The following is a 21,453-nucleotide window of genomic DNA, read 5'->3' on the forward strand; positions in this document are numbered from 1 at the left end:
GGTGGCAGGGACTATCAATCATGCGTGATCCAGACAGGCACACCCGGGTTCGCCATCCACAACGGGTATACGGTCGAAGGCTGAACTGCTACCCCGAGATCGTGACGGGACCATGATCGGACGCCGGGATGACGCGGCCTACGTCGTCGGAGCGGTGTCTGGTGCGCACTTTCTGTCGCACGTCTACCTGCTGGCCTACCCGCCCCTGTTTCCCGTGCTGGGGAGCGAGTTCGACGTAACGACCGCACAGCTCGGGTTGTTGGTGACGGCGATCTACGTGCCGACGCTGCTCCTGCAGTTTCCGCTGGGCGGCGTCGTCGACAGCGTCGGCGCCAAGCGCGTGCTGGTCGCGGGTCTCGTGGTAACCTCGCTTGCGATCACGCTCTCCGGGCTGGCGACCGCCTACTGGATGGTACTCGCCTGTGCGCTCCTCTCGGGCGTCGGCCAGTCTGTCTTTCACCCGGCCGACTACGCGCTGCTGGACAGCGTCGTCGACTCGAGCAACGAGGGGCTGGCGTTCAGTTCACACACGTTCGGCGGGTTCGCCGGCTTCGCGGCGGCGCCCGTGGTCGTCGGCGGCGTCGGGATCGCCTACGGCTGGCAGCTCGCGCTCGTCGCCGTCGGTGGGGTCGGGTTCGCCTACGCAGCGGCCTTCGCCCTGACGACGGCGCCGGTCCACGCGCGTCGAATCCGCACCTCGGACGCGGATCCGTCCGCCTCGACTGCGGCGCTCCTCGCCGAGATTCGCTCGTTCGTCCGGCAGCTCGACCTGCTGCTCGTGTTCGCGTTCTACCTGCTCAGCATGATGGCGATCGTCGGACTCCAGTCGTTCACGACCGTGCTCGCGGTCGACGCCTACGGCTTCGACGACGCGACGGCGAACACCCTTCTGACCGCACACCTCGCCAGCACGGCGGTCGGCATCGTCGCCGGCGGGCCGCTCGCCAACCGCCTCCCGTTTCGCCGGCTGATGATCGCGGCCTTCCTCGCTGCGGCCGGCGGCGTCTGGCTCGTCGCCAGCGGACTTCTTGACGCGGGGTTCGCCGCGTCCGTACTGCTGTTCTCGCTGATCGGACTTCTGATCGGACTGGCGCTCCCCTCGCGAGATCGCTTCGCCAACGCCGCCGCCGACCCGAACGCGACGGGAAAGAGCTTCGGCTTCTTCTTCACCGGGCTCTCACTGGGCGCGGTCGTTAGCCCGGTGCTCCTGGGCGCGCTCATCGACGCCCGGTCGGCCGCCGCCGCGTTCCTCCTGATCGGTGCCATCCTGCTGGCGGCGGTAGCGATCGTCGTCGTCGCCCTCCTCTCCGGTTCCGACGGCCGCCGCTGAGCCCCGCCGCTACCAGAGCCGACGGACGACGCTACCTTCTTCACGGCGTGCCGTGAGTACACCTCACATGACGACACTCGGATTCGTCGGCCTCGGCGAGATGGGCGGTGAGATGGCGACCCACCTCGTTCGAGCCGGCTACGAGACACGCGTCTTCGATCGCAGGCGGGAGCCGGTCGCGGTCCTCGAGTCGGCGGGCGCGAGCGGCGCGGAGTCGGTCGCGGTGGTCGGCGAGGGGGTCGACGCGGTCTTCCTCTCGTTGCCGGGACCGGCCGCGGTCGAACAGGTCGTGTCGGAGCTAGAACCGACGCTGTCGCCGGGATCGACCGTCGTCGACCTGACCACGTCGACGCCGGAGACGACCCGGTCGGTTGCCGATCGGCTCTCGAGCGCCGACGTCTCCGTCCTCGGCGCCCCCGTCAGCGGCGGCGCGTCGGGGGCCGAAGCCGGCAGCCTGACCGCGATGGTCGGCGGAGAGCGGGCGGCGCTCGAGCGCTGCCGACCGTACCTCGAGGCGTTCGCGACGAACGTCGTTCACGTCGGCGACGATCCGGGACACGGTCACGCCGTGAAACTGCTCAACAACTACCTCTCGTTCACCGCGATGGTCGCCACCTCCGAGACGGTCCTCCTCGGCCAGACCGCCGGCCTCGACCTCGAGACGATGTGCGAGGTGTTCAACGCCAGCACCGGCCGCAACTCGGCGACCGAAGACAAGTTCCCGGACTTCATCACCGCCGACCGCGACGTGGGGTTCGCCCTCGAACTGATGGAGAAGGACAGCCGGCTGCTACTCGAGTTCGCGGAGGACAACCGGGTGCCGCTGCTCCTGGCGGGCGTCGTCCGGAGCCAGGTGGGCCGAACGCGGGCCCGATACGGCGACGGAGGCGACATGACCGACGTGTACGACCACCTCCGGGAGACGATGGGCGTCGACGGCTCGCGGCGACGAAATGGGCCGTGAACGCTACTCGGGGTCCCAGCCGACGAACTCGTCGCCCGCCTCGAGGTCGACGTCGAGCGCGTCGATGATCCGTCCGAGCGCGAGGTAGCCCGCAGCGGTCGCGGCCGCACCGACCGTCGTCTCCTCGCCGACGTACTCGACGACCGCCTCGTGGAGCGCGTCGGTGACCCGGCCCCGAACGACGGCGCGGGTGTACGCGACCAGCGCCCGTTCCTCGTCGGGGAGCGCCCGCCGGTCGTCGCGGGCGATCGCGCCGATCTCCGCGGGCTCGAGGCCCGCGTCGGTCGCGATGGTGACGTGCTGGTGCCACTCGTAGGCGGATCCGATCTCGGAGGCGGCGGTCAGAATCACGATCTCGCGCTGGCGGTCCGTGAGCCCGGAGTGGTTCCACAGCGCCCCGAGAAACTCACGGAGCCCGCGGAGGACCTCCTGATTGTTCCCAATTGCGCTGTAGACGTTGACGGTCTTCCCGGGCTGGAGCGAGGAGACGACGAGCTCCTGGTACTCCGGATCGAGGTCGTCCTGCGTTACGTACGGGACTCGTGCCATGGCGAATGGGAACGCGGCACTCGCTTAACGTTTGTCGTCGGCTCTCCGCAACCGCCTGCCGTCGCGGCTCCGCAACCATCCTACCCCTCGGCCGCGCGAGCGACCTCGTCGCGAACCTCGGCGACGAAGGCGTCGAACGCCGGATTCTCGTCCGTTCGCACCCACCGGTAGGTCACGGTCCCCGCCTCGTCGAGGACGAAGACGCTCCGCTGGGCGACCTCGAGCGCGCCGTACATCTCCTCGAGGACGACGTCGTACGCCCGGATCACCTCGTGGTTCCAGTCCGAGAGCATCGAGAACGGCAGGTCGTGTTCCTCGATCCAGACGTTCTGGGCGAACGGGAGGTCGACGCTGACGCCGTACACCCGCGCCTCGAGGTCGTCGAACGCCGCGAACGAGTCGCGGAAGGCGCACATTTCGTCGGTGCAGCCGCTCGTGAACGCCGCCGGGTAGAAGGCGAGCACTAGCGGCCCGTCGCCGAGTTCGGCCGAGAGGGTGAACTCCCCGATGTCGTTGTACGCGGTCCCGCCGGCTTCGGGCAGCGTGAACTCCGGCGCTACCTCTCCTTCGTAGACCATACGACCCGTCTGCGGCCGCGGACGGAAAGCGTTTCTGCGCCGGTCGCTACCACTCGCGGATCGTCAGCGTGAGTGCGAGCAGACAGCCGGTCGTCGCGAACCCGGCGAGGACGAGAAACAGCGCCGTCGCGCTCGCGTAAGTGAGGACGACGCCGGCGACGCTGGCGCCGAGCGCGCCGATGCCGAAGATCGCGAGGAACGTCCAACCGAACGAGAGTCCGCGCGCCTCCGGCGGGGAGTAGCTGGCGATCGTCGCCTGCGTGAGCGGCTGCATCGCGAACAGGAAGATCCCGAGCAGCGCGCTCACGACCAGCAGCGGGCCGAAGCCGGCCGTCGCCGCGGGCACGTACGTGAGCCCGAGCACGGCGAGCGCGCCGAGTGCGATGACCAGTCCCCGCTCGGTCGGGATCCGGTCGGTGAGCAGCCCGCCGACGTACTGGCCGAGGATTCCGACCATCAACAACCCGACGTAGACGTACTGTGCGAGGTCGAACTCCTCTGCGAACGGGCTGTCCTCGGCGAACACCTCGAGTTCGACCTCGAGGGCGGCGAGGAAGTTCCCGAGCATGTCCGGCAGGAAGGTGAGGACGCCCCGGTAGTAGAGGCCGTTGAACATGACGATCGCGAAGACGGTGACGAACCCCGCCGTCAGCAGCAGTCGGGTGTCGGAGACGAACGACGCGGGCGTGATCTCCCCTTTGCTATCGACTCCCTCCGCATCCGGATCGACGGCGGCGGTCTCGTCGAACGAGAGCGTTAGCCCGACCAGGATCGTGAGAACCGTCGGGACGACGAGTATCGCGACGACGAGACGCCAGTCGAACGCGAGCAACAACAGCGCCGTCGCGAGCGGCCCGAGCGCGATTCCGAGGTTCCCCGCCATGCCGTGGTAGGCGTACGCGCGCCCACGCCCCTCTCCCCCGACTCCCTTGCTGATCAGGGTGAGCCCCGCCGGGTGGTAGACGCTCGCGGCGATCCCCCACATGCCCAGCGAGAGCGCGATCGCGTAGACGTTCGGTGAAAAGCCGAGGGCGAGAAACGACAGCGTCATCCCGATGAGGCAGGCGAAGATGAGCGGCCTGGAGCCGAACCGGTCTACCAGCACCCCGCCGGGAAGCGCGCCCACGCCGAACAGGAAGTAGCCGACGGTGACGACCGCCCCCAGCGTCGCCGCCGTCACGGAGAACTCGAGCAGCCAGATCGTCATCAGAATCGGGATCGACAGCTCGTAGGTGTGGACCATCATGTGCGACAGCGAGACGAACGTCACGATCGCCCGGTCGTTGTCGTTCATCCGGTCCGAGACCTCCGCGCCCCCGAGACACTCATTGGTCCACCATCTTTCGTGAGAGTGTTTGTATCTTGTGTAACCAGAAAAGGCCGTGAAACCCGCCTACAGCGCACTATCGGAACCTCAGGAAATCCCCAATCAGTAACCTGACACTACTCGAGGCCCTCGTGTTCGAGTCGGTAGCCGTCGGCGGTCCGGACGACGTCTGCGACCGCGACGAGCCGGATCCCGGTCTCCATCTGAGTCACGACGGCCGTCTCGTAGCGATCGGCGTCGTACGCGGGCGGCGATCCCTCCTCGCGCCGGTCGGCGACGAACTCCCGGTGGCGCTCGAGGCGGTGTCGTCCGACCTCCTGCGAGAGGGTCGGGACGTCCTCGACGCGCTCGTCGAACACCGAAACGAACGCCTCCTCTATGTCGACGCCGATCGAGTGGCGGCCCGCACACATCGCGGCGAGGCCGGTCGTTCCGGTGCCGAAGAACGGGTCCAGAACGGTGTCGCCGTAGGCCGAGTACATGCAGATCAGCCGGTAGGGGATCTCGAGGGGGTACGCCCCGGATCGCTCCCGGAGATCGTCGTCCTCCGGGAGCGCCTGGAGCTCGCCGCGAACGTCGGTCCAGACGTCGGTGAACCAGCGGTTGCGCTCCTCCCAGAAGTAGGCGGCCTCGTAGCGCCGGTCGGCGCCGGCCGGGAACGACCGGCTCTCCGACCCCTTTCGAAAGAGCAGGATGTACTCGTGCTCGAGGGTGACGTAGGCGTTCGGCGGGATCATCCCGCTGCCCATGAACTTCGCGGCGCTGTTGGCGGGTTTTCGCCAGAGCACGTCCGGAAGCGGATCGAAGCCGCGGGACTCGAACGCCTCGAGAACCCGCGCGTGGTTCGGGTAGACGCGAAAGCTCCCGTCGAGCGAGCGGGTCGCGTCGCCGACGTTGATACAGGCGATGCCGCCGTCGACGAGCACCCGCTCGACTTCGTCCCAGACCCGGTCGAGTTCGGCGTGCATTCCCTCGAACGCGTCCCGGCCGTCACCGGCGTCGAGCGCGTCGCCGATCGACGGATCGAGCTCCGAAAAGAGGTCGTCCCACATCTCGATCATGGGGTACGGCGGCGACGTGACGACGAGTTCGACCGACTCGTCGGCGACACCCTCGAGGGAGCGGGCGTCGCCGACGAGAACCCTGTGGGTCGTCTCCATTGGTCCCACTGTCGGCGTCGGCCCCTTAGCTCCTTCGTCAGCCGCGGGCGCGCTACGGCGGAAACCCGGCGGGGAAACGGCCGGGAGACGCGGGTCGGTACACGAACTCGAGACACCGGCCGCTGGTCGATGCGAGCGTCCGAAAATACGAGAGAGGTCGGAGACCGCCTTACTCTTCGACGTCGTTCTCGAGTTCGTCTTCCTCGCCCTCCACTTCGTTCTCGTCGCCCTCGTCGCCCTCGTCGTCGGTCTCCGCGGTGTCGATCGCGGGCTCGAACTCCTCGATCGGCTCCCACTCCTCCTCGTCGTCGGACTTGAGGCGGCGGCGCAGCAGTGCGATCCCGGCGAGCGCGCTCAGCGCGAGCACGAGGCGCGGGAGCCTGCGCCCTGAGTCGTCAGCTTCGGCTTCGGCGTCGGCCGCCTCGGCCTCGGCGTCGTCGGCTTCCGTCTCCGACTCGTCGCCGGTGAACTCCTCGATGATTTCGGGCTCGTCGACGTCCTCGAGCGGCGTCTCCTCGGCGTCGCCCTGCTGTCGACCGACGAGATATCCCGCCGCCGCCCCGAGTCCGACGAGCGCCCCGACGAGCGGAAGGGTCGGTTTCGACTCCTGCTCGGCACCTTCCGACTCCTCGACTGCCTCGAGGATCTGTTCACGCATCGGCGAGTCCATCCCCTTCTCGACTGCTTCTTTGACGAGTCGTTCCGAGAGAGTCTTTTCCTGTTGCTCCTTTTCGGGCATATTGCGATGAATGACATCCCTGTAAATAGTTCTGTCCAACGTTTCGATTAGTTTGGCCGAACCCGGCGGAGTTACAGCCTTCCTAACCGGAGTAAACGTTCTGCTAAGCCCTCGTTAACAAACAGGATCGGTTGGATCATCCGCTCGAGGTGGCGTCGTCGGTCGTTTTTGCCGGATCCACGACCGGCGCTCGAGTCTCGGGGAGACGGTCCGCTCGCGGGCGCGAGTCACACGCGAGTTCAGACGATCGGCTGGAGTAGTACGGTATTACCGAGCGCGTCGAACCCGCGGAACCCGTAGCCGAAGACCAGCGCGGCCGGCACCGCACCCGCGACCGTCGCCCGAAGCAGCGACGTGTCGTGGACGATCCGCAGGCCGACGATCAGCAACACCGCCCCGTAACACGCGAGCAGCGCTCGGAGCTCCGGAACCGGGATTCCCGCCAGCGCACAGGGGGCAGTCGAGTAGGCGATCACCTGTACGGTCTGGCTGATCCCCGCGCGGTCCTCGACGACGACCATCAGAACGAGCGTCTGTAGCGCCGAGACGAGGTGCAGCGCCAGCGGCGCGACCAGCAGGACGACGAGGCTGAGCCAGAACAGTCCGGCGATCGGCCGCGAGACGCCCTCGAGGGAGTAAACGCCGGGAACGAGCAGGAATCGGGTGGTCTCCGAGACGAGAACGACCGTCATCAGGAACGTCAGGCCGGGCGCCTGGTCGCCGGGGGAGACGGCGGCCCGAAAGAACCGCCACGGTCGGACGAGCACTTCGACCCACGCCCTGGCGAGCGCTCGCGGGCCGCGGTCCCGACCGCCCTCCGGGTTCTCGATCCAGCGCGTCATTCGGTTCGCAGCGTGTGACAGTGACGACAGCGGGCTTCGTAGGACTCCTCGGCGCCGACGAGGATCGTCGGGTCGTCGACGTGTGCCGGCTCGCCGTCGACCAGCCGCTGATTGCGCGTCGCGGGTTCACCGCAGACCGCACAGATCGCCCGGAACTTCTCGACGTACTCGGCGACGGCGATCAGCTGGGGCAGCGGTTCGAACGGCTCCCCGCGGAACGTCTGGTCCGTGCCGCTGACGATCACGCGCCGACCGTCGGCCGCCAGGCGTTCACAGCACGCCACGAGCGACGCCCCGAAGAAGTTCGCCTCGTCGAACGCGACGACCTGTTCGCCGTTGAGTTCGTCGAACACCCCCTCGAGATCGGTCTCCGGGTCGATCGCCGAGGCCTCCCAGCGGCGCCCGTCGTGGGAGCCGACGAACTCCGCGCCGTAGCGATCGTCGAGAGCGGGGGTGAAGACGGCGACCTCCTGGCCGGCGATCTCCGCGCGCCGCAGTCGCCGCAGCAGTTCCTCGGTTTTCCCGGAGAACATACTGCCGGTGACGACCTCGATCCACCCGCTGTTCGTGATCGCGTGCATCGAGCGAAACGGAGCAATCGACGGTTAAATGGTTTGCCAATTCACTCGCTCGAGACCGAAACGAGAACTAACTCTACGCCGATATAATGTCTTCCATAACAATACCCCCTCGCCCGGCAGTCGTGCGTATGAGCGTTATCCGGCGCCCCGGACTGTTCGGCCGGCGCACCTACCACCGGCTCACCGGCGTCACCGCGGCGGCCTCCGCGGCGACGGTCGAAACGCTAACCGTCGGGTTGTGGTTCGCGGTCGTCGTCATCGAGCCCCGAACGACGCTCGCGGCGCTGCTGGGGCTGTGCGCGCTGTTCTGTGGCTCGATCCTCCGGGCGAGCGTCGTCGAGGTGACGACCGCCACGCTCGAGGGCCTGTTCCAGCCCGAGCGAATCGGCGTCGCCCTCCTCGCCAGCGCGGGCTGGCTCTGCTGGCTGTTCGTGGCCGAGTCCGTCGGTGGCGAGTTCGGCCTCGCGGTCGCCGGAATCGCGCTCGCGGCCCTCCTCGCCGTTCAGTCGCGTCTCGAGGCCCGCGTCTTCGGCCCGACCGGCCGGCGGATCGGCCCCGCCGGGTTCGCGCTTCCGGCGACGCTCACGGCCGTCGGCGCGACGGTGCTGCTCGCTTCGACCTGGTTCACCGAGTGGTCCGTGACGACGGACCCGCTCTCGCTCGGCCTCGCGACGGTCGTCGTTCGCGTCGAGGCGTTCCAGGTCGGATTCGTCGTCTTCGGGCTGTTCGTCTTCCTCGCCCAACAATTCCGGTTTCGACGGCTGCTCGAACGGTGACTCACTTGCCCCTGGCGCCGACGTTCTGGTCGCTCTCGAAGGAGTCGGGGTCGGGTTCGATCGCCGCGTACTGCACCGCCCGCCGCCCCAGCGTCGCGGCGCGCTCCTCGAGGCCGTCGTCGACGAACCGCCCGTCCTCGAGGGCGCGGTTCGCGCGGGGGATCGCAACCTCGTGGGGAATCACCCACGCGTTGAGTGCCCGACACACCGACCGCAGGTGCTCGAGAGCCGTCACCGGAAACGCGCCGCCGGAGACGGCGAGCAGACCGACGGTCTCGTCTCTGAACTCGTCGAAACCGCAGTAGTCGAGGGCGGCTTTCAGCGGCGAGGAGTACGAGCCGTGGTACATCGGCGTGCCGAGAACGATCGCATCGGCCGCGCGGACGCGAGCGGCGAACTCCTCCGCGTCGCCGGCTGCCTCCCGGTCGACGTCCGGGTCGAACGTCGGTAGCTCCCACTCCCGGAGGTCGAGCAGTTCGGTTTCGGCGCCGCTTCGTTCGGCCTCCTCGAGCACGCGCTCGAGTGCCGCCCTGGTGTAACTCTCCTCGCGCAGACTGCCACAGATCGCGACGACGCGGACGGGATCTACGAGCCGGTCGTCGCCCTCCCGGTTTGCGGTCTCCATACGCGTGCGGTCGCACTCCGCCGCCAAAAGTCCCCTACTCGATCACCTGCGGAGGCGGGCGACCCGCTCGCCGTTCCTGGTGTCGATTGTGACGAGCCCGTCCGCCGAGAGGTCCTCGAGGAGCCCCTCGAGCCACTCGCGGCCGTGCGTTCCCTCCGGACTGTAGTCCACACGAACCCGGTGACCGAGCTCGTCCAGCCGGAGTTCGTCGTACTCTCGGAGCGTCCTGATCACGCGCCCGCGGAACTGCCGACGGCTCCCGTCGAAGCTCGGCTGGGTGGGGACGTCGGGTGCGGTGAAGTCGCCGCTGGCGTAGGCCGAACACCACTCGCGCCACGGGCAGCCGACCTCGTCACACCGCGGCCGTTTGGTGCAGGCGACGCCGCCGAGTTCCATGACCGCGTTGTTCCACGTCCGAGACTCCCCCTCGGGCATGAGTCGGTTCGCCACGTCCTCGAAAATCGCGTCGTCGTCGGGCACGTTGAAGGCGCGGTAGCAGACGCGCTTGACGTTCGTGTCGACGACCGCGTCGCCCTCGTTGAACGCAAAGCTCGCCACGGCGTTGGCGGTGTACGGACCCACGCCCATGAGCTCCTCGAGCTCCCCGGGACGCTCCGGAAACTCCCCGCCGTACTCCGATTCGACCTGGCGGGCGGCCTCGTGGAGGTACTTCGCGCGGTTGTTGTAGCCGAGGCTGTGGCCCGTCCAGAAGCCGACCACGTCGGATCGGTCGGCCGCCGCGAGACCGGCGGTCGTCGGCCACCGGTCGAGGAACGCCGTCCAGGCCTCCTCGACGCGCTCGAGCTGGGTCTGCTGGCTCATCACCTCGCTGACGAGGATGGCGTAGGGGTCGTCGGTGCGGCGCCACGGAAAGTCGCGGTGGTCGTCCTCGTACCACTCGACCAGCGCCTCCCTGACGGCCTCGAGGTCGTCGGGCAATTCGACGTCGGCGGTCATCGGCGGGGGTTGGGAGGGCGGGCGTTTAGGCGTGCTGGTGTCGGTCGCCCGCCGTGCCGACTGGCGGTCGGCCGCCGACGGCCGGCACGAAAGGACTATGCGGCCGGCTCGACTCCAGCCCGGTATGAGCCTCGACGACCTCGACGGCGACGTCACGGACGCCTACGCGGATCTCGGCGACGAACTCGCCGTCTCGCTCGACCGCGAAACCAGGAACGAACTCGCCTTGCTCGAGTGCGCCCTCGGCCCCGACGACCCCGACGAACTCGTCCGCCGGGCGGTCCACATGCTGTTCCAGACGGCCGTCGACACGGGGAACCTCGACTTTCACCTGCGCTCGAGCTACGACGTCACCTACGACGAGTACCTCTCGGGGATGACCTTCGAGGAGATGACCGGCGCGAACCAGTATCCCCCGCGGGACGACGAACGACGGTATCAGTTTTAACCTCCGGTTCGACGGACTGGAAGCGCCGCGAGTTCGCCCTACGAGGCGTCCGAGCAAGCCTGGCAGGAGCGGATCGAACGCGAGTCGGGAGACCAGCGCCGGTAACGGCAACTGCCGTTACGCCGTCGTCGTCATCTGCGCTGCGACGTCGTCGATCGCCTCGAGGAACAGCTCCGCACCGAGGTCGATCTCGCGCTCGGTGACGTCGAGCGGCGGCAGCAGGCGCAGCGTCTTGTAGCCACAGCCGAGGGTGAGCAGCCCGCGCTTCATCGCCGCCTCGACGACGGCCTCGCGGCGGGCCTTGGTGTCGAATTCGACGGCGAGCATCAGGCCGCGCCCGCGGACGTCGGTGAGTCCGGGAGCGTCGCTCTCCTCGAGGCGGGTCCGGAGCTGTTCCCCGCGGTCGCGGACGTTCTCGAGCAGGTTCGCCTCGCGGATCGCGTCGATGGTGAGCACGCCCTGGAGCGAGGCCATCATGTCGCCGGCGCCCCAGGTCGAGGAGATCCGACCTTTTTCCTCGGGGAAGACGTCCGAGCGGGAGATGGTCGCGCCGACGCGCAGGCCCTTGGCGCTGGTTATGACGTCGGGCGTGACCGGGAGGTGATCGACGCCCCACATCTCGCCGGTGCGGCCCAGGCCCGACTGGATCTCGTCGGCGATGATCTTCAGGTCGAAGCGCTCTCGCAGATCCTCGAGGTCCTGGGCGAAGCCGTCGTGGGGGACGCGGTAGCCGCCCTCGCCCTGAAGCGGCTCGAAGATGAGGAAGGCGACTTCATCGGGGTCGATGACGCCCTGTTCGGGGTCGAGTTTGTCGGCGACGACGTTACCGCCGGGGCCGTCGGTCCGCCACTCCGTCTCGTACATCTCCTGGGTCGAGGGGTAGGGGACGCTGACGACGCCCGGCACCTCGGGGTAGCCCTTTCGGTGGACGGCCTTCGAGCGGTTGAGCGAGAGGGCCCCGAGGGTGCGGCCGTGGAACGCGCCGTCGAAGGTGAAGGCGCGGTGGCCGCCCGATGCGTAGCAGATCTTGATCGCGTTCTCGACCGCCTCCGCGCCCGAGTTCGAGAGGAACACCCTGTCCATGCCGTACTCGCTCGTGAGGTCGACCAGCCGCTCCATCAGCTGGGTGGGGCCGGGGAAGTCGGCGTCTTCGGGGCTGGCGCCGCCGCTGACGTAGAAGTCCTGACCGGCGATCTTCAGCGGATCGACCAGATCGAACTCCCGGAGTTTGTCGGCGATCAGCGGGTTGTTGTACCCGAGCGGCGCCGCCGCGACGTGACTCGTGAAGTCCATGAGCACGTTGCCGTCGACGTCGGTACAGAAGGGGCCGACCGCCTCGGCCTGGGTGTCCCAGACGAAGTCGTAGACGTAGGTGCTCGGCGCCGAGAACTGATGGTGGTACTCCGACCAGCGTTTCGCTCGTGATCCGGGGATCGCGTCTACCTGTGGTTCGACCGTCTCTCGGTCCATGGGAGTCCTGCGCAAGCGAGTGATTAAAAATATTCGTTGTGGTTCCCGCAAACGTTAGACGACGACCAGGACGGATGCGACCGTTCCGCCGGCCAGCAACACGGCGCTGTACAGCGCGACCCGGTTTCTGAACGTCGCGTTGGCCGACGTCGCGGCCAGCACCGCCTTGACGACGATGCTCGAGACGGTCGCCAGCAGGATCGCGATCGTCGCCTCCGCCGACGTAAGCTGGCCCCCGCGGTAGAGGACGACGGCCGAGGTCGTCGCACCGGCGCTCGAGACCAGGCCGCTGGCGGCGGCGGTCACGTAGAAGCCGAGGGTGCCGAACCAGGTCTCGGCGAGCGAGCCGAAGACGAGAACGGCGAGGAAGACGGCGCCGAAGCCGAGCGCGTTCTTCATCGAGAACGGGTTCTCGAGGTTCATCGGCGCGGACTCCTGCCAGTCGGCGGTGACGCCCGCGACGAGAAACGCAAGCACGATGACGACCCCGAGCGGGACGATCGCCTCGAGCAGCGGCGACACGCCGCTTCCGGCGGTGAACGCCACGGCGATCGCGAGGTTCCGGGCGGCCATCGCGGCGTCGGCGAGGAGGATCGCCGCGACGGCGTAGGAGGCCGCCTCGGGGCGCTGTCGAACGTGGTCCAGCATCGTGCCGACGACGGCCGTCGAGGAGGCCAGTCCGCCGAAGAATCCGGTAACTGCGATCCCCCGACCGCCGTAGGTGGTGACGATGGCGTAGTTGACGATCCCGATGCCGGCGACGGCGACGACCATCAGCCAGATGACCTGGGGCTCGAGTGGGATCGTTACCGCCCCCAGCGCGAGGTCGTACGTCGCCGGTAACAGGGGGTAGACGACGAACGCGAGGATCGCGAACTCGGTGGTCGAGCGCATCTCCTCGCGACTGAGCCCCCAGGCGAACTCGTGGAGCTCTCGCTTCAGGACGAGCAACAGCGACGAGAGGACGGCGACGGTCACCCCCTCGAGGATGAACCCCGCGGCGACCAGCGCGCCGACGCCGTAGGCGACGAGCATCGAAACGGAGGTCGTCAGCGAGAGGCCCGTCCCTTCCTCGCCGAGCAGTCCCTGGACGGCCAGCAACACCCCCTGGACGATGACGAGGAGGCCGCCGAGTATCAGCAGGCTCTCCCCGACGCCGGCCTCCGTGACGAGGATCGTAAACACCGCTCCCAGCAGGCTGATCAGCGAGAACGTCCGAATGCCCGCGGATTTCTGGGACCACTCGCGCTCGAGGCCGAGGAACATTCCCAGCGCGCCCGCGAGGGCGATCCGGACGACGGCCTCGTCGAGCGGAGCCTCGAGGAGTTGCAGCGTGACGCCGTTCACTGCCCGTCCGTTCGGGCCAGTTATACTTATACGGTCTGGCGTACCGGGTTGTCGGCCCAACGACGGGACGAGGCGCGACCGGGCCGGAACCGACGGACAGCAGTCCGTCTCACTCGCTGCGACCCGCAAAGCGGTTCGCCTCGGCCGTCGACAGGTGCGCGCCGTCTCGCGGACAGTACTCGTAGTCGGGAGTTCGGGTTTCGAACCCACAGGTCGGACAGCGACGGAACGGCGCGTCGCCGCCAGTCTCCCGGCTCCGAAAGAGAAACGGTACGAACGGGAGAAACAGGAAGAACAGCACCGTCCCGAAGTAGACCCAGGCGGCGACGCTCACGGTGAGTCCGACCAGCAGGCCGACCAGTGCGGTGGCCACTCGAGCGGAGATCACGTCCTACAGATCGACGTACTGTCCTTCCCACTCGCGACGGGCCTCGAGTTCGCGACGGCCCCGGCGGGTGAGCGTGTAGAAGTTCGTCCGCCTGTCGCGGCGCCCCTTCTCGACTAACCCCTTCTCGACGAGGGTGTCGAGGTTCGGATAGAGGCGTCCGTGGTGGATCTCCTTCTCGTAGTACTGTTCGAGTTCGTCCTTGATCGCGAGGCCGTGTGGTTCCTCCTCGCCGGCGATAACGAAGAGCAGATCGCGCTGAAATCCTGTCAGGTCGTACATTGGGTAAGTACCGGTCGTACTTACTGTCGAATTTTAATAAGTATGTCGGGTCGTTTCGCGCTGATCCGCGATATTACCATTGACAGGCCGTTTGTCCAGTCGCTCCGAATGATACGTTCGGTGACTAGTACTCGGGTTTACTAGTGTTGTGCTGGATTCATGAACGGAAACGGAACAGTTTCGCGCCGGACGGTTCGGCCGCTCTCGGGTCGTCCTCGCAGTATCGGCGACTGCCGGCACTCGTCGGTTCGAGATCAGTAAACAGGAAAGCAGATCGCGCGACGTGAAAAAGGTCGCGCGATCGCTTGCCGCCCTGAATTGGTCCCCGCTGACGCTTCGGCCCTCCAAGCGAAGCGTCAAGTGAAGAAATTCGCTCGGGGTACTTAAATGTAACGACAACGTCCCCGTTCGTGATACGTTACCGACGCCGACTGTTGCTCAAATGTGCTCTTCCTCGAGGACCCAGCCGAGCGCCCGTTTGTAGTGGGTGAACATCCGTCTCACGCCGTCGTGGCGCATCTCGTCGCTCTCGAGCTGTTCCCTGAGGAACTCGTACTGCTCGCGGATCTCGTCTTCCTCGCGCATACCGCCCGCTACTGGACGCGGGTGTAAAAACCTCCGGCGGCCGGCAACGACGCCCGTCGAGGTTGCGATCCGGTAACGAATCGCCACCCCCGAGGTTCGGGTCCGTTTCGTCGGAAAGCACCAGTTTTCAAGCGATAACCGCGTGATCATCGTCCCCGAGCGGCCGTTCACGCCGATCGGCGCGCGCTCGCAACTGCCACACGGTAACGAACTGTTGAAATCCTGGCAGAACCCGCGACTCTCGCCGGAACCGCTCGTTTGCAGAACGAAGGCACCGACTCCGACGGGCGATGACCACCCTTCTCGAGGCACACGGAAACCAGTAGTTGAATCGTTCGAGACACGTACAACGTCCCACGTGCGGATCGGCGACCATCGGAACCGGTCGTCGAATCCGGGCCAGGAGACGGTCACATCGGTCGTTTCAGAAGATAGTTGTACGCGCCGCCCAACGTTGGCTGCGTGAAACGTCGAGCAGTCCTCGGGTTCGCACTCGCCGCGGTCTTTCTCGCGATTCTGGCTAACGCGATCGGAAGCGAAGAGATCGTCTCGGAGCTCGCCGAGGCGAACTACCGCGTTCTGGCCCTGGGACTCCTCGCCGGCACGCTGGCGCTTACGTTCCGCGGGCTCGTCTGGGTGACCTTCCTCGGGCTGGTCGACGAGAGTATGCCGCGCGGGCGGATCGGGCTGGTCTTTCTGACGGCGATGTTCGCAAAGTACGTCACGCCGTACGGCCAGGTTGCGACCGAACCGTTCGTCGCGTACCTCGTGGCTCGAGAGAGCGAAATGGCCTACGAGGACGGTCTCGCGGGGATCATCTCGGCGGACCTGTTGAACTACCTGCCGTACTACAGCTTCGGCTTTCTGGGGCTGCTCTGGATCGGCGCGTCGGGCGTCGTCGGCGACGGAATGGTCACGCAGGTCGTCGCGTTCGCCGCCCTGTTCTCGGTCGTCGCGACCCTGCTGTACGTCGCCGTGAGACACCCGTCGGCCGTCTACCGACTGATCCTCGCCGCAACGTCGGCCGTTCGAAAGACCGGCGGCGGCTTCTCGAGTAGACTCGAGAGCTCCCTCTCCGAGGCGTCCGTGAATCGGCGACTCGACGGGTTCTACGACACCGTCGACACGATCGCGGCCGACAGGCGCCGCCTCGCGGCCGGCGTGGTGTACGCACACGTCGGCATGGCGTTCCTGATGTCGCCCGTCTACATCGCCGCGAGCGCGCTCGGCTACGAACTCTCCCTCGCCGTCGTCGCGGTCGTCGTCGCGCTGGGAAAGCTCGGCGCCGTCGTGCCGGCGCCCGGCGGCACCGGCGGCGTCGAGGCGGTCGTCACGGCGGGACTCACCACCCTCGGCGGCCTCGAGTGGGCCGCCGCGTTTACGGTCGCGCTGATCTATCGCCTCTGTACGTACTGGCTGACCATCGGAATCGGCGGCGTCTGCGCGCTCGCACTCACCGCTCGAGAGTAGCGACGGTGGGACTTTTGTGCTGGCTCGAGTAGATCCACGCGATGAAGATCCGTGGCGAGCGCGAGTGCACCGAGTGCGGTACCCGCTGGTCGTACTACGAGACCGGCAGCGTCGGCTGCCCCGCCTGCGGCAGCCTCCGCAGCGTCGGGCTCGACGAGCGAACCGAACACACCGACACGGCCGCGGCGCTCGATCTCACTCCCGTCCGAAACGAGGTCGACTCGGCCTCGACGCGGGAACTCGCAACGCGGGCCCGACAGCGGTGTCGCGAGTACATCCGCAAACGGGGGTTCATCAGCGGTGGCGAGTTACGCGACCTCGACGACGCCTATCTTGCCGCGATGGAGCTCAGCCACGTCGCGGACGTGGTCGCTCGCGTCTCCCGCCTCGGCGATCCCGGGGAGCTGTACTTCCTCTCGCTGCTCGCCGACGCCGACGGCGGCGTGCGTCCGGCCGGCGAGGACGTTCCCCGGTCGTTTCACGGTCCGCGGGGGCTCGCGTACGCGAGCGCCGTCGACGAGTACAGGGACGATCTCCGAACCTGGATCGCCGATCGCTCGACGACCCCGACCGAACGGAGCCTCCTCGAGTCGCTCGGCGATCACGTCAGGCGGATCCAGCTGCTCGACGGCGACGTCGAGCCGGGGACCGCGGAGCGCCTGGTCGACGCGACCCGCGACCTCGCGAACGGGCTCCGCGGCGACGACGACGCTCTCGTCCGAGCGGGAGACCGACTCGAGCGCCTCGAGTGAGACTGCCGACTCGAATAGTCACGAACGACAACCACTTCTCGTCTCGCCTCGAACCGACGCCGATGGACGGGCCACGGTTCGAGGAACGACAGGACCACCCGTCGTGGCTCCTGACTGCGGTCGGCGTCTGTTCGCTGCCGGTCGTCGCCCTCGCCGCGATTGCGGTCCTCGACGGTACAACGAGTACGACCGCCGCGGCCGCTCCGCTGGGACTGCTCGTCACCTCGATCGCGATTCCCCTGGCACTGATCGCGCGCGGCGAACTGCTGACGCGGGTCGACGACCGCGGCCTCTCGATCCGATACTCGCCGTTTCACCGCTCGGCTCGCCGGATCTCGTTCGAGACGATCGAATCACTCGAGCGGGGAGAACGGCGCTCACACGGATACGGAATCCAGTGGACTCGAGCCGGCTGGGAGTACGTGCCGGACGCTACCGAGGGTATCTGGGTCCACCGTCGCGACGCCGCGTCCGTCTTTATCGGGTCGGAGCGACCGCACGACCTCGAGACGGCGATCAGGAACGGGCTGCACAGCCGCTGGTAGCCAGGTAAGCGGTGCGACTAGGGAAGTGCAACGTCGACGCCGGTCTGCTCGCTCGCCGCGCGCACGGTGTTGTAGAGCAACATCGCCCGGGTCATCGGCCCGACGCCGCCGGGGACCGGCGTGATCGCGCTCGCCACCTCGCGGGCGCTCTCGAAGTCGACGTCGCCGACGAGTTCGTACCCCTTCTCGGTGTCCGCCTCGACGCGGTTGACGCCGACGTCGATCACGACCGTCCCCGGCGCGAGCATCGAGCCGTCGACGAGTTCGGGGACGCCCACCGCGGCGACGACGATATCCGCGTTTCGCGTCTTCGCCGCCAGTTCCTCGGTTCGAGAGTGACAGACCGTCACCGTCGCGTTGCCGTCGTCGGCTTTCTGGAGCAACAGGTTCGCCAGCGGCTTGCCGACGATCTGCGAGCGGCCGACGATCGTCACGTCCGCGCCCTCCGTCTCGATGTCGTACGCCTCGAGCAGCTTCTGAACGCCGTGGGGCGTACAGGGCCGGAATCGGGCGTCGCCGGCGACGAGCCGACCGACGTTCTCCGGGTGGAAGCCGTCGACGTCCTTGGCGGGGTCGATGCGGCGGATCACCTCCCGGTAGTCGATATGATCGGGCACCGGGTTCTGCACGAGATAGCCGTGGACGTCGGAGTCGGCGTTGAGTTCCTCGAGCGTTTCGTACAACTCCTCGGCCGGCGCGTCGCCGTCGACGTCGACGTGCGTGCCGTCGATCCCGACCTCCTCGCAGTCGCGCTGTTTCATGTTGACATACGTCTGGCTCGCGGGATCGTCGCCCATCAACACCGTCGCGAGGCCGGGCCGCGCGCCGGCGTCGGCGAGGGTTTCGATCGCCCCGGAGAGGCCGTCGCGGATCTCGCCGGCCACGGCGTTTCCGTCGATGATTTCGGCGTCGGTCATACTCGAGGGGGCGAGCGCGAGCCTCTTCAACCCTCGGGTCCGTGCCCAATATCCCGTTCGGGCCGTCAAAAATATACACGTGTGTGTATCCTCCGTCCCGTGTGGATGGTGCGCTCGAGCCGTCGCTTCGAACCGGCTCCCGCGGCGAAAACGTAAAAACAGCCCGGTCGACGCGTGCCGCTACTCGTACAGCGGGTTCGCCGCACAGAGGGCGTCGACTTCCTCGCGGACCTCCCGCTCGACGTCCTCGTCGCCGGGCGCGTCGATGACCCGGGCAATACAGTCGCCGACCGTCCGGAGGTCGTCCTCGTCGAACCCACGCGTGGTGAGACCGGGCGTGCCCGCGCGAACGCCGCTCGGGTTGAACGCCGACCGGGTTTCGCCCGGGACGGTGTTCGCGTTGAGGACGATACCGGCGTCCTCGAGGGCCTCTTCGGCGTCGCCGCCGGTCGTATCGGGGTGGGAGTCGCGCAGGTCGACAAGCACGAGGTGGTTGTCGGTGCCGCCTGAAACCAGCGAGAACCCGTGTTCGGAGAGGCGCTCGCCGAGGGCCTTCGCGTTGGCGACGGTTCGCTCGGCGTACTCCTCGAACTCGGGCTCGAGGGCCTCACCGAAGCCGACGGCCTTCCCGGCGATGTTGTGCATCAGCGGGCCGCCTTGGCCGCCTGGAAACACCGCCGAGTCGACGTCGTCGGCGTACTCCTCGCTGGTCATCACGATACCCCCGCGACCGGCCCGGATCGTCTTGTGGGTGCTGCCGGTGACGAAGTCCGCGATTCCGACTGGCGAGGAGTGGACGCCGGCGGCGACGAGGCCGGTGATGTGGGCGATGTCTGCGAGGTGAAGCGCGCCGGCGGCGTCGGCGGCCTCCTGGATCCGCTCCCACTCGACCTCGCGCGGGTACGCCGAGTATCCCGAGACGATGACGTCCGGGTCGAACTCCTCAGCGTGGTCGCGCAGGCCGTCGTAGTCGAGGTAGCCCGTCTCGGGGTCGACCTCGTACTGTTCGACCTCGTAGAGCTGGCCCGTGAAGTTCGCCGGGTGGCCGTGGCTGAGATGGCCGCCGTGGGTGAGATCCAGCGAGAGGATCTTATCGCCCGGCTCGAGCATCGCGAAGTAGACGGCCTGGTTGGCCTGCGTGCCGGAGTGGGGCTGGACGTTGACGTGCTCGGCGCCGAACAGTTCGGTCGCCCGTTCGATGGCGAGTTCTTCGACTTCGTCGGCGTACTCACAGCCGCCGTAGTAGCGAGCGCCGGGGTACCCCTCGGCGTACTTGTTGGTTAGCGCACTTCCCTGGGCGTCGAGGACCGCCCGACTGACGTGGTTCTCGCTCGCGATCATCGAGAGCGTCGATCGCTGGCGGTCGACCTCGCTCTCGAGAGCGTCGGCAACTGCCGGATCGACGGCTCGGACGTGCTCGTGCTCCATACCGGATGGACCGTCTGGCTGCTGTATAAGTGTACCCTTCTCTGGCAACTCGAGACGGTACCGAAACCCCCGGAGGCGCGCCTCTGAGCCGATACGACGGTCGTCCGCTCGGCCCGCGTCCGGCACCGGCCTCGTCCATTCCGCTGGCACGAACGCCGTCGATCGACGACGGTGGGACAGATATTTCCGCCACCGGCCGACCCGGAGAGAGGCAAAATTCCGGCAAAGATCACCACGAACCGCGCTGATCAGAACTTCTGACGTGCGAAAGACCATCAAAAATAAGTACCCCTACAACGATTACTTATTCAGAGTAATGACCTCGAATTTACTAAACCAGCAGATTGACGATATCCTCGAGTCCGTCCTGGAGGACGCGACGGACGACGTCTATCTGATCAACCCCTCGCGGGAGGCCATCGAAGAGTTCGTCGTCGTCGCCACCGACTTCGACGGCGACCTCCCGACCGTTCACATGCTCGCCGACGAGCGCACCTTGAAGGAGGTGATGGACGACTTCATCGTCGCGTCCAACGCGGCCGACCTCATCACCGCCGGCGCGCTCGAACTCCGCTCGCTCGAGCAGGCCCCCGAGAACTCGCTGCTGATCACCGACGACCGCGTCGTCGCCCTCGTCCACGCGGGCGACCGCGTCGGCGGGCTCACGACCGACGACGGGGAGTTCGTCGAGGCGGCCACCGACACCTACGCCGGCCGCTGGGAGGACGCGACCGCGTTCAACCTCCGGACGCCGCCGATCAGCCGCGTCCGCGAGACCCTCGCAGAGGAGATCGGCGAGGGCGCAGAGGAGGACTTCACCGCGATCCTCGGCTCGCTCGAGACCGCCCGCGGCGACGGCGACGGCCTCGACGAGGTCACCATCTCGCTGCTGGTCGCCGCCAAGAACGAGGCGCTGCTGTACGACATCTCGAAGTGGGGCGAGGACGTCGGCATCGCTAGCAAGGCGACGTTCTCGCGGACGAAGACCAAACTCGAGGACATGGGGCTGATCGACACCGAGAAGGTCCCGATCGACGTCGGTCGGCCGCGCCTGCGCCTGAAGATCGGCGACGAGCGCCTCGAGGAGGCCGACAACGGCCAGTTGGCGACGGTGGCAGAGAGCATTCTCAACTAACGAAATTTTATTCTGTGGTCTATCGCGGTCACGAACCGTCGCGACCGCGATGTCCCTCGGTAAAATCATCAAAAGAGCGAAGCTCTTTTGGACCTCGCGGAAGCGAAGCTTCCGCTCAGTTTCGATCAAAAGCACTCCTCCCTCCGTTCGTTCCTTTCAGTCACTCACATCAGTCGTCGGCCCGCTCGCGCAGCCTGCGGCTGCGCTCGCGGTGGGTGTTGGCAAATGGCCTGCCCTTCCCCGGGTCACGCGTCCTCGCTC

The 21,453-nt window shown here is 67.2% G+C and carries 24 protein-coding genes; 8 read left to right on the forward strand and 16 right to left on the reverse strand.

Annotated features, from left to right (window positions below; genetic code table 11):
• The first annotated feature begins 112 nt into the window (after positions 1–112).
• Both NMQ11_RS08610 and NMQ11_RS08615 read left to right on the forward strand, forming a co-directional pair.
• On the forward strand, positions 113–1,330 hold the full coding sequence (locus NMQ11_RS08610; protein WP_255167224.1) for an MFS transporter: 1,218 nt from the start codon (positions 113–115) through the stop codon (positions 1,328–1,330).
• Positions 1,331–1,397: 67 nt separating this feature from the next.
• The gene (locus NMQ11_RS08615) at positions 1,398–2,294 is read left to right on the forward strand and encodes an NAD(P)-dependent oxidoreductase (protein ID WP_255167225.1); all 897 of its coding nucleotides are present in this window, start codon (positions 1,398–1,400) and stop codon (positions 2,292–2,294) included.
• 3 nt (positions 2,295–2,297) lie between these two features.
• Here NMQ11_RS08615 and NMQ11_RS08620 read toward each other — a convergent pair whose 3' ends face one another.
• The 7 genes from NMQ11_RS08620 to NMQ11_RS08650 form a co-directional block, all read right to left on the reverse strand.
• Positions 2,298–2,843 carry a carboxymuconolactone decarboxylase family protein gene (locus NMQ11_RS08620; protein ID WP_255167226.1) on the reverse strand — a complete coding sequence of 182 codons (546 nt, stop codon included), beginning with the start codon at positions 2,841–2,843 and terminating at the stop codon, positions 2,298–2,300.
• A gap of 80 nt (positions 2,844–2,923) precedes the next feature.
• Positions 2,924–3,421, reverse strand: coding sequence for a redoxin domain-containing protein (locus tag NMQ11_RS08625; protein ID WP_255167228.1), 498 nt, complete (start codon positions 3,419–3,421; stop codon positions 2,924–2,926).
• 46 nt (positions 3,422–3,467) lie between these two features.
• Positions 3,468–4,715, reverse strand: a complete 1,248-nt coding sequence (locus NMQ11_RS08630; RefSeq protein WP_255167230.1) for an MFS transporter — start codon at positions 4,713–4,715, stop codon at positions 3,468–3,470.
• A gap of 149 nt (positions 4,716–4,864) precedes the next feature.
• The gene (locus tag NMQ11_RS08635) at positions 4,865–5,908 is read right to left on the reverse strand and encodes a DNA-methyltransferase (protein ID WP_255167232.1); all 1,044 of its coding nucleotides are present in this window, start codon (positions 5,906–5,908) and stop codon (positions 4,865–4,867) included.
• A gap of 169 nt (positions 5,909–6,077) precedes the next feature.
• The gene (locus NMQ11_RS08640; protein ID WP_255167234.1) at positions 6,078–6,647 is read right to left on the reverse strand and encodes a hypothetical protein; all 570 of its coding nucleotides are present in this window, start codon (positions 6,645–6,647) and stop codon (positions 6,078–6,080) included.
• A 239-nt stretch (positions 6,648–6,886) separates the two neighbouring features.
• Complete coding sequence (locus NMQ11_RS08645) at positions 6,887–7,489, reverse strand: YIP1 family protein (protein WP_255167236.1); 603 nt, start codon at positions 7,487–7,489, stop codon at positions 6,887–6,889.
• A complete protein-coding gene (locus tag NMQ11_RS08650) occupies positions 7,486–8,070 on the reverse strand; it encodes a thymidine kinase (protein WP_255167238.1) in 585 nt (194 codons plus the stop codon). Before NMQ11_RS08650 ends, NMQ11_RS08645 begins: the two co-directional genes overlap by 4 nt.
• Positions 8,071–8,198: 128 nt before the next feature.
• On the opposite strand from NMQ11_RS08650, the gene NMQ11_RS08655 reads away from it, so the two are divergent.
• Entirely contained in the window at positions 8,199–8,846 is a 648-nt protein-coding gene (locus NMQ11_RS08655; RefSeq protein ID WP_255167240.1) for a hypothetical protein, read from the forward strand.
• Position 8,847: 1 nt separating this feature from the next.
• Here the strand turns inward: NMQ11_RS08655 and NMQ11_RS08660 are convergent, their stop codons facing one another.
• The gene (locus NMQ11_RS08660; RefSeq protein WP_255167242.1) at positions 8,848–9,471 is read right to left on the reverse strand and encodes an NADPH-dependent FMN reductase; all 624 of its coding nucleotides are present in this window, start codon (positions 9,469–9,471) and stop codon (positions 8,848–8,850) included.
• A 42-nt stretch (positions 9,472–9,513) separates the two neighbouring features.
• On the reverse strand, positions 9,514–10,428 hold the full coding sequence (locus NMQ11_RS08665) for an HhH-GPD family protein (RefSeq protein ID WP_255167244.1): 915 nt from the start codon (positions 10,426–10,428) through the stop codon (positions 9,514–9,516).
• Between the two features lie 124 nt (positions 10,429–10,552).
• Between NMQ11_RS08665 and NMQ11_RS08670 the strand changes: the two genes are divergently transcribed.
• Positions 10,553–10,876: a ribbon-helix-helix protein gene (locus NMQ11_RS08670; protein WP_255167246.1), complete on the forward strand. Its 324-nt coding sequence runs from the start codon at positions 10,553–10,555 to the stop codon at positions 10,874–10,876.
• A gap of 117 nt (positions 10,877–10,993) precedes the next feature.
• Here NMQ11_RS08670 and NMQ11_RS08675 read toward each other — a convergent pair whose 3' ends face one another.
• The 5 genes from NMQ11_RS08675 to NMQ11_RS08695 form a co-directional block, all read right to left on the reverse strand.
• Complete coding sequence (locus NMQ11_RS08675; RefSeq protein ID WP_255167248.1) at positions 10,994–12,346, reverse strand: aminotransferase class III-fold pyridoxal phosphate-dependent enzyme; 1,353 nt, start codon at positions 12,344–12,346, stop codon at positions 10,994–10,996.
• A 54-nt stretch (positions 12,347–12,400) separates the two neighbouring features.
• The gene (locus tag NMQ11_RS08680; protein ID WP_255167250.1) at positions 12,401–13,693 is read right to left on the reverse strand and encodes an MgtC/SapB family protein; all 1,293 of its coding nucleotides are present in this window, start codon (positions 13,691–13,693) and stop codon (positions 12,401–12,403) included.
• A 109-nt stretch (positions 13,694–13,802) separates the two neighbouring features.
• Entirely contained in the window at positions 13,803–14,066 is a 264-nt protein-coding gene (locus NMQ11_RS08685; RefSeq protein ID WP_345781423.1) for a hypothetical protein, read from the reverse strand.
• An 18-nt stretch (positions 14,067–14,084) separates the two neighbouring features.
• Positions 14,085–14,360 (reverse strand): PadR family transcriptional regulator, encoded by a 276-nt coding sequence (locus tag NMQ11_RS08690; protein WP_255167254.1) that lies wholly within the window; start codon positions 14,358–14,360, stop codon positions 14,085–14,087.
• A 438-nt stretch (positions 14,361–14,798) separates the two neighbouring features.
• A complete protein-coding gene (locus NMQ11_RS08695; RefSeq protein WP_255167255.1) occupies positions 14,799–14,945 on the reverse strand; it encodes a hypothetical protein in 147 nt (48 codons plus the stop codon).
• 462 nt (positions 14,946–15,407) lie between these two features.
• Here NMQ11_RS08695 and NMQ11_RS08700 point away from each other — a divergent pair, with 462 nt between their 5' ends.
• The 3 genes from NMQ11_RS08700 (at position 15,408) to NMQ11_RS08710 (ending at position 17,712) form a co-directional block, all read left to right on the forward strand.
• On the forward strand, positions 15,408–16,415 hold the full coding sequence (locus NMQ11_RS08700) for a lysylphosphatidylglycerol synthase transmembrane domain-containing protein (RefSeq protein ID WP_255167256.1): 1,008 nt from the start codon (positions 15,408–15,410) through the stop codon (positions 16,413–16,415).
• Between the two features lie 41 nt (positions 16,416–16,456).
• Positions 16,457–17,167, forward strand: coding sequence for a DUF7117 family protein (locus NMQ11_RS08705; RefSeq protein ID WP_255167257.1), 711 nt, complete (start codon positions 16,457–16,459; stop codon positions 17,165–17,167).
• A 62-nt stretch (positions 17,168–17,229) separates the two neighbouring features.
• Entirely contained in the window at positions 17,230–17,712 is a 483-nt protein-coding gene (locus tag NMQ11_RS08710) for a hypothetical protein (protein WP_255167258.1), read from the forward strand.
• A 17-nt stretch (positions 17,713–17,729) separates the two neighbouring features.
• On the opposite strand, the gene NMQ11_RS08715 is transcribed toward NMQ11_RS08710, so the two are convergent.
• The gene (locus NMQ11_RS08715; RefSeq protein ID WP_255167259.1) at positions 17,730–18,629 is read right to left on the reverse strand and encodes a bifunctional methylenetetrahydrofolate dehydrogenase/methenyltetrahydrofolate cyclohydrolase; all 900 of its coding nucleotides are present in this window, start codon (positions 18,627–18,629) and stop codon (positions 17,730–17,732) included.
• 180 nt (positions 18,630–18,809) lie between these two features.
• Positions 18,810–20,057 (reverse strand): serine hydroxymethyltransferase, encoded by a 1,248-nt coding sequence (gene glyA / locus NMQ11_RS08720; RefSeq protein ID WP_255167260.1) that lies wholly within the window; start codon positions 20,055–20,057, stop codon positions 18,810–18,812.
• 316 nt (positions 20,058–20,373) lie between these two features.
• On the opposite strand from glyA, the gene tbsP reads away from it, so the two are divergent.
• Positions 20,374–21,192, forward strand: a complete 819-nt coding sequence (gene tbsP, locus NMQ11_RS08725; protein ID WP_255167261.1) for a transcriptional regulator TbsP — start codon at positions 20,374–20,376, stop codon at positions 21,190–21,192.
• Positions 21,193–21,453 lie beyond the last annotated feature (261 nt).

The sequence above is a fragment of the Natrononativus amylolyticus genome (assembly GCF_024362525.1).
In the GTDB taxonomy this organism is placed as follows: Archaea; Halobacteriota; Halobacteria; order Halobacteriales; family Natrialbaceae; genus Natrononativus; species Natrononativus amylolyticus.

Bases quoted from the DNA above. Each gene is read 5' to 3' on its own strand.
- NMQ11_RS08715 (WP_255167259.1), bottom strand. From the start codon at position 18,629: ATGACCGACGCCGAAATCATCGACGGAAACGCCGTGGCCGGCGAGATC.
- NMQ11_RS08670 (WP_255167246.1), top strand. From the start codon at position 10,553: ATGAGCCTCGACGACCTCGACGGCGACGTCACGGACGCCTACGCGGAT.
- NMQ11_RS08630 (WP_255167230.1), bottom strand. From the start codon at position 4,715: ATGAACGACAACGACCGGGCGATCGTGACGTTCGTCTCGCTGTCGCAC.
- NMQ11_RS08655 (WP_255167240.1), top strand. From the start codon at position 8,199: ATGAGCGTTATCCGGCGCCCCGGACTGTTCGGCCGGCGCACCTACCAC.
- tbsP (WP_255167261.1), top strand. From the start codon at position 20,374: ATGACCTCGAATTTACTAAACCAGCAGATTGACGATATCCTCGAGTCC.
- NMQ11_RS08615 (WP_255167225.1), top strand. From the start codon at position 1,398: ATGACGACACTCGGATTCGTCGGCCTCGGCGAGATGGGCGGTGAGATG.
- NMQ11_RS08640 (WP_255167234.1), bottom strand. From the start codon at position 6,647: ATGCCCGAAAAGGAGCAACAGGAAAAGACTCTCTCGGAACGACTCGTC.
- NMQ11_RS08625 (WP_255167228.1), bottom strand. From the start codon at position 3,421: ATGGTCTACGAAGGAGAGGTAGCGCCGGAGTTCACGCTGCCCGAAGCC.
- NMQ11_RS08665 (WP_255167244.1), bottom strand. From the start codon at position 10,428: ATGACCGCCGACGTCGAATTGCCCGACGACCTCGAGGCCGTCAGGGAG.
- NMQ11_RS08675 (WP_255167248.1), bottom strand. From the start codon at position 12,346: ATGGACCGAGAGACGGTCGAACCACAGGTAGACGCGATCCCCGGATCA.
- NMQ11_RS08710 (WP_255167258.1), top strand. From the start codon at position 17,230: ATGGACGGGCCACGGTTCGAGGAACGACAGGACCACCCGTCGTGGCTC.
- NMQ11_RS08650 (WP_255167238.1), bottom strand. From the start codon at position 8,070: ATGCACGCGATCACGAACAGCGGGTGGATCGAGGTCGTCACCGGCAGT.
- glyA (WP_255167260.1), bottom strand. From the start codon at position 20,057: ATGGAGCACGAGCACGTCCGAGCCGTCGATCCGGCAGTTGCCGACGCT.
- NMQ11_RS08635 (WP_255167232.1), bottom strand. From the start codon at position 5,908: ATGGAGACGACCCACAGGGTTCTCGTCGGCGACGCCCGCTCCCTCGAG.
- NMQ11_RS08695 (WP_255167255.1), bottom strand. From the start codon at position 14,945: ATGCGCGAGGAAGACGAGATCCGCGAGCAGTACGAGTTCCTCAGGGAA.
- NMQ11_RS08620 (WP_255167226.1), bottom strand. From the start codon at position 2,843: ATGGCACGAGTCCCGTACGTAACGCAGGACGACCTCGATCCGGAGTAC.
- NMQ11_RS08660 (WP_255167242.1), bottom strand. From the start codon at position 9,471: ATGGAGACCGCAAACCGGGAGGGCGACGACCGGCTCGTAGATCCCGTC.
- NMQ11_RS08645 (WP_255167236.1), bottom strand. From the start codon at position 7,489: ATGACGCGCTGGATCGAGAACCCGGAGGGCGGTCGGGACCGCGGCCCG.
- NMQ11_RS08705 (WP_255167257.1), top strand. From the start codon at position 16,457: ATGAAGATCCGTGGCGAGCGCGAGTGCACCGAGTGCGGTACCCGCTGG.
- NMQ11_RS08690 (WP_255167254.1), bottom strand. From the start codon at position 14,360: ATGTACGACCTGACAGGATTTCAGCGCGATCTGCTCTTCGTTATCGCC.
- NMQ11_RS08610 (WP_255167224.1), top strand. From the start codon at position 113: ATGATCGGACGCCGGGATGACGCGGCCTACGTCGTCGGAGCGGTGTCT.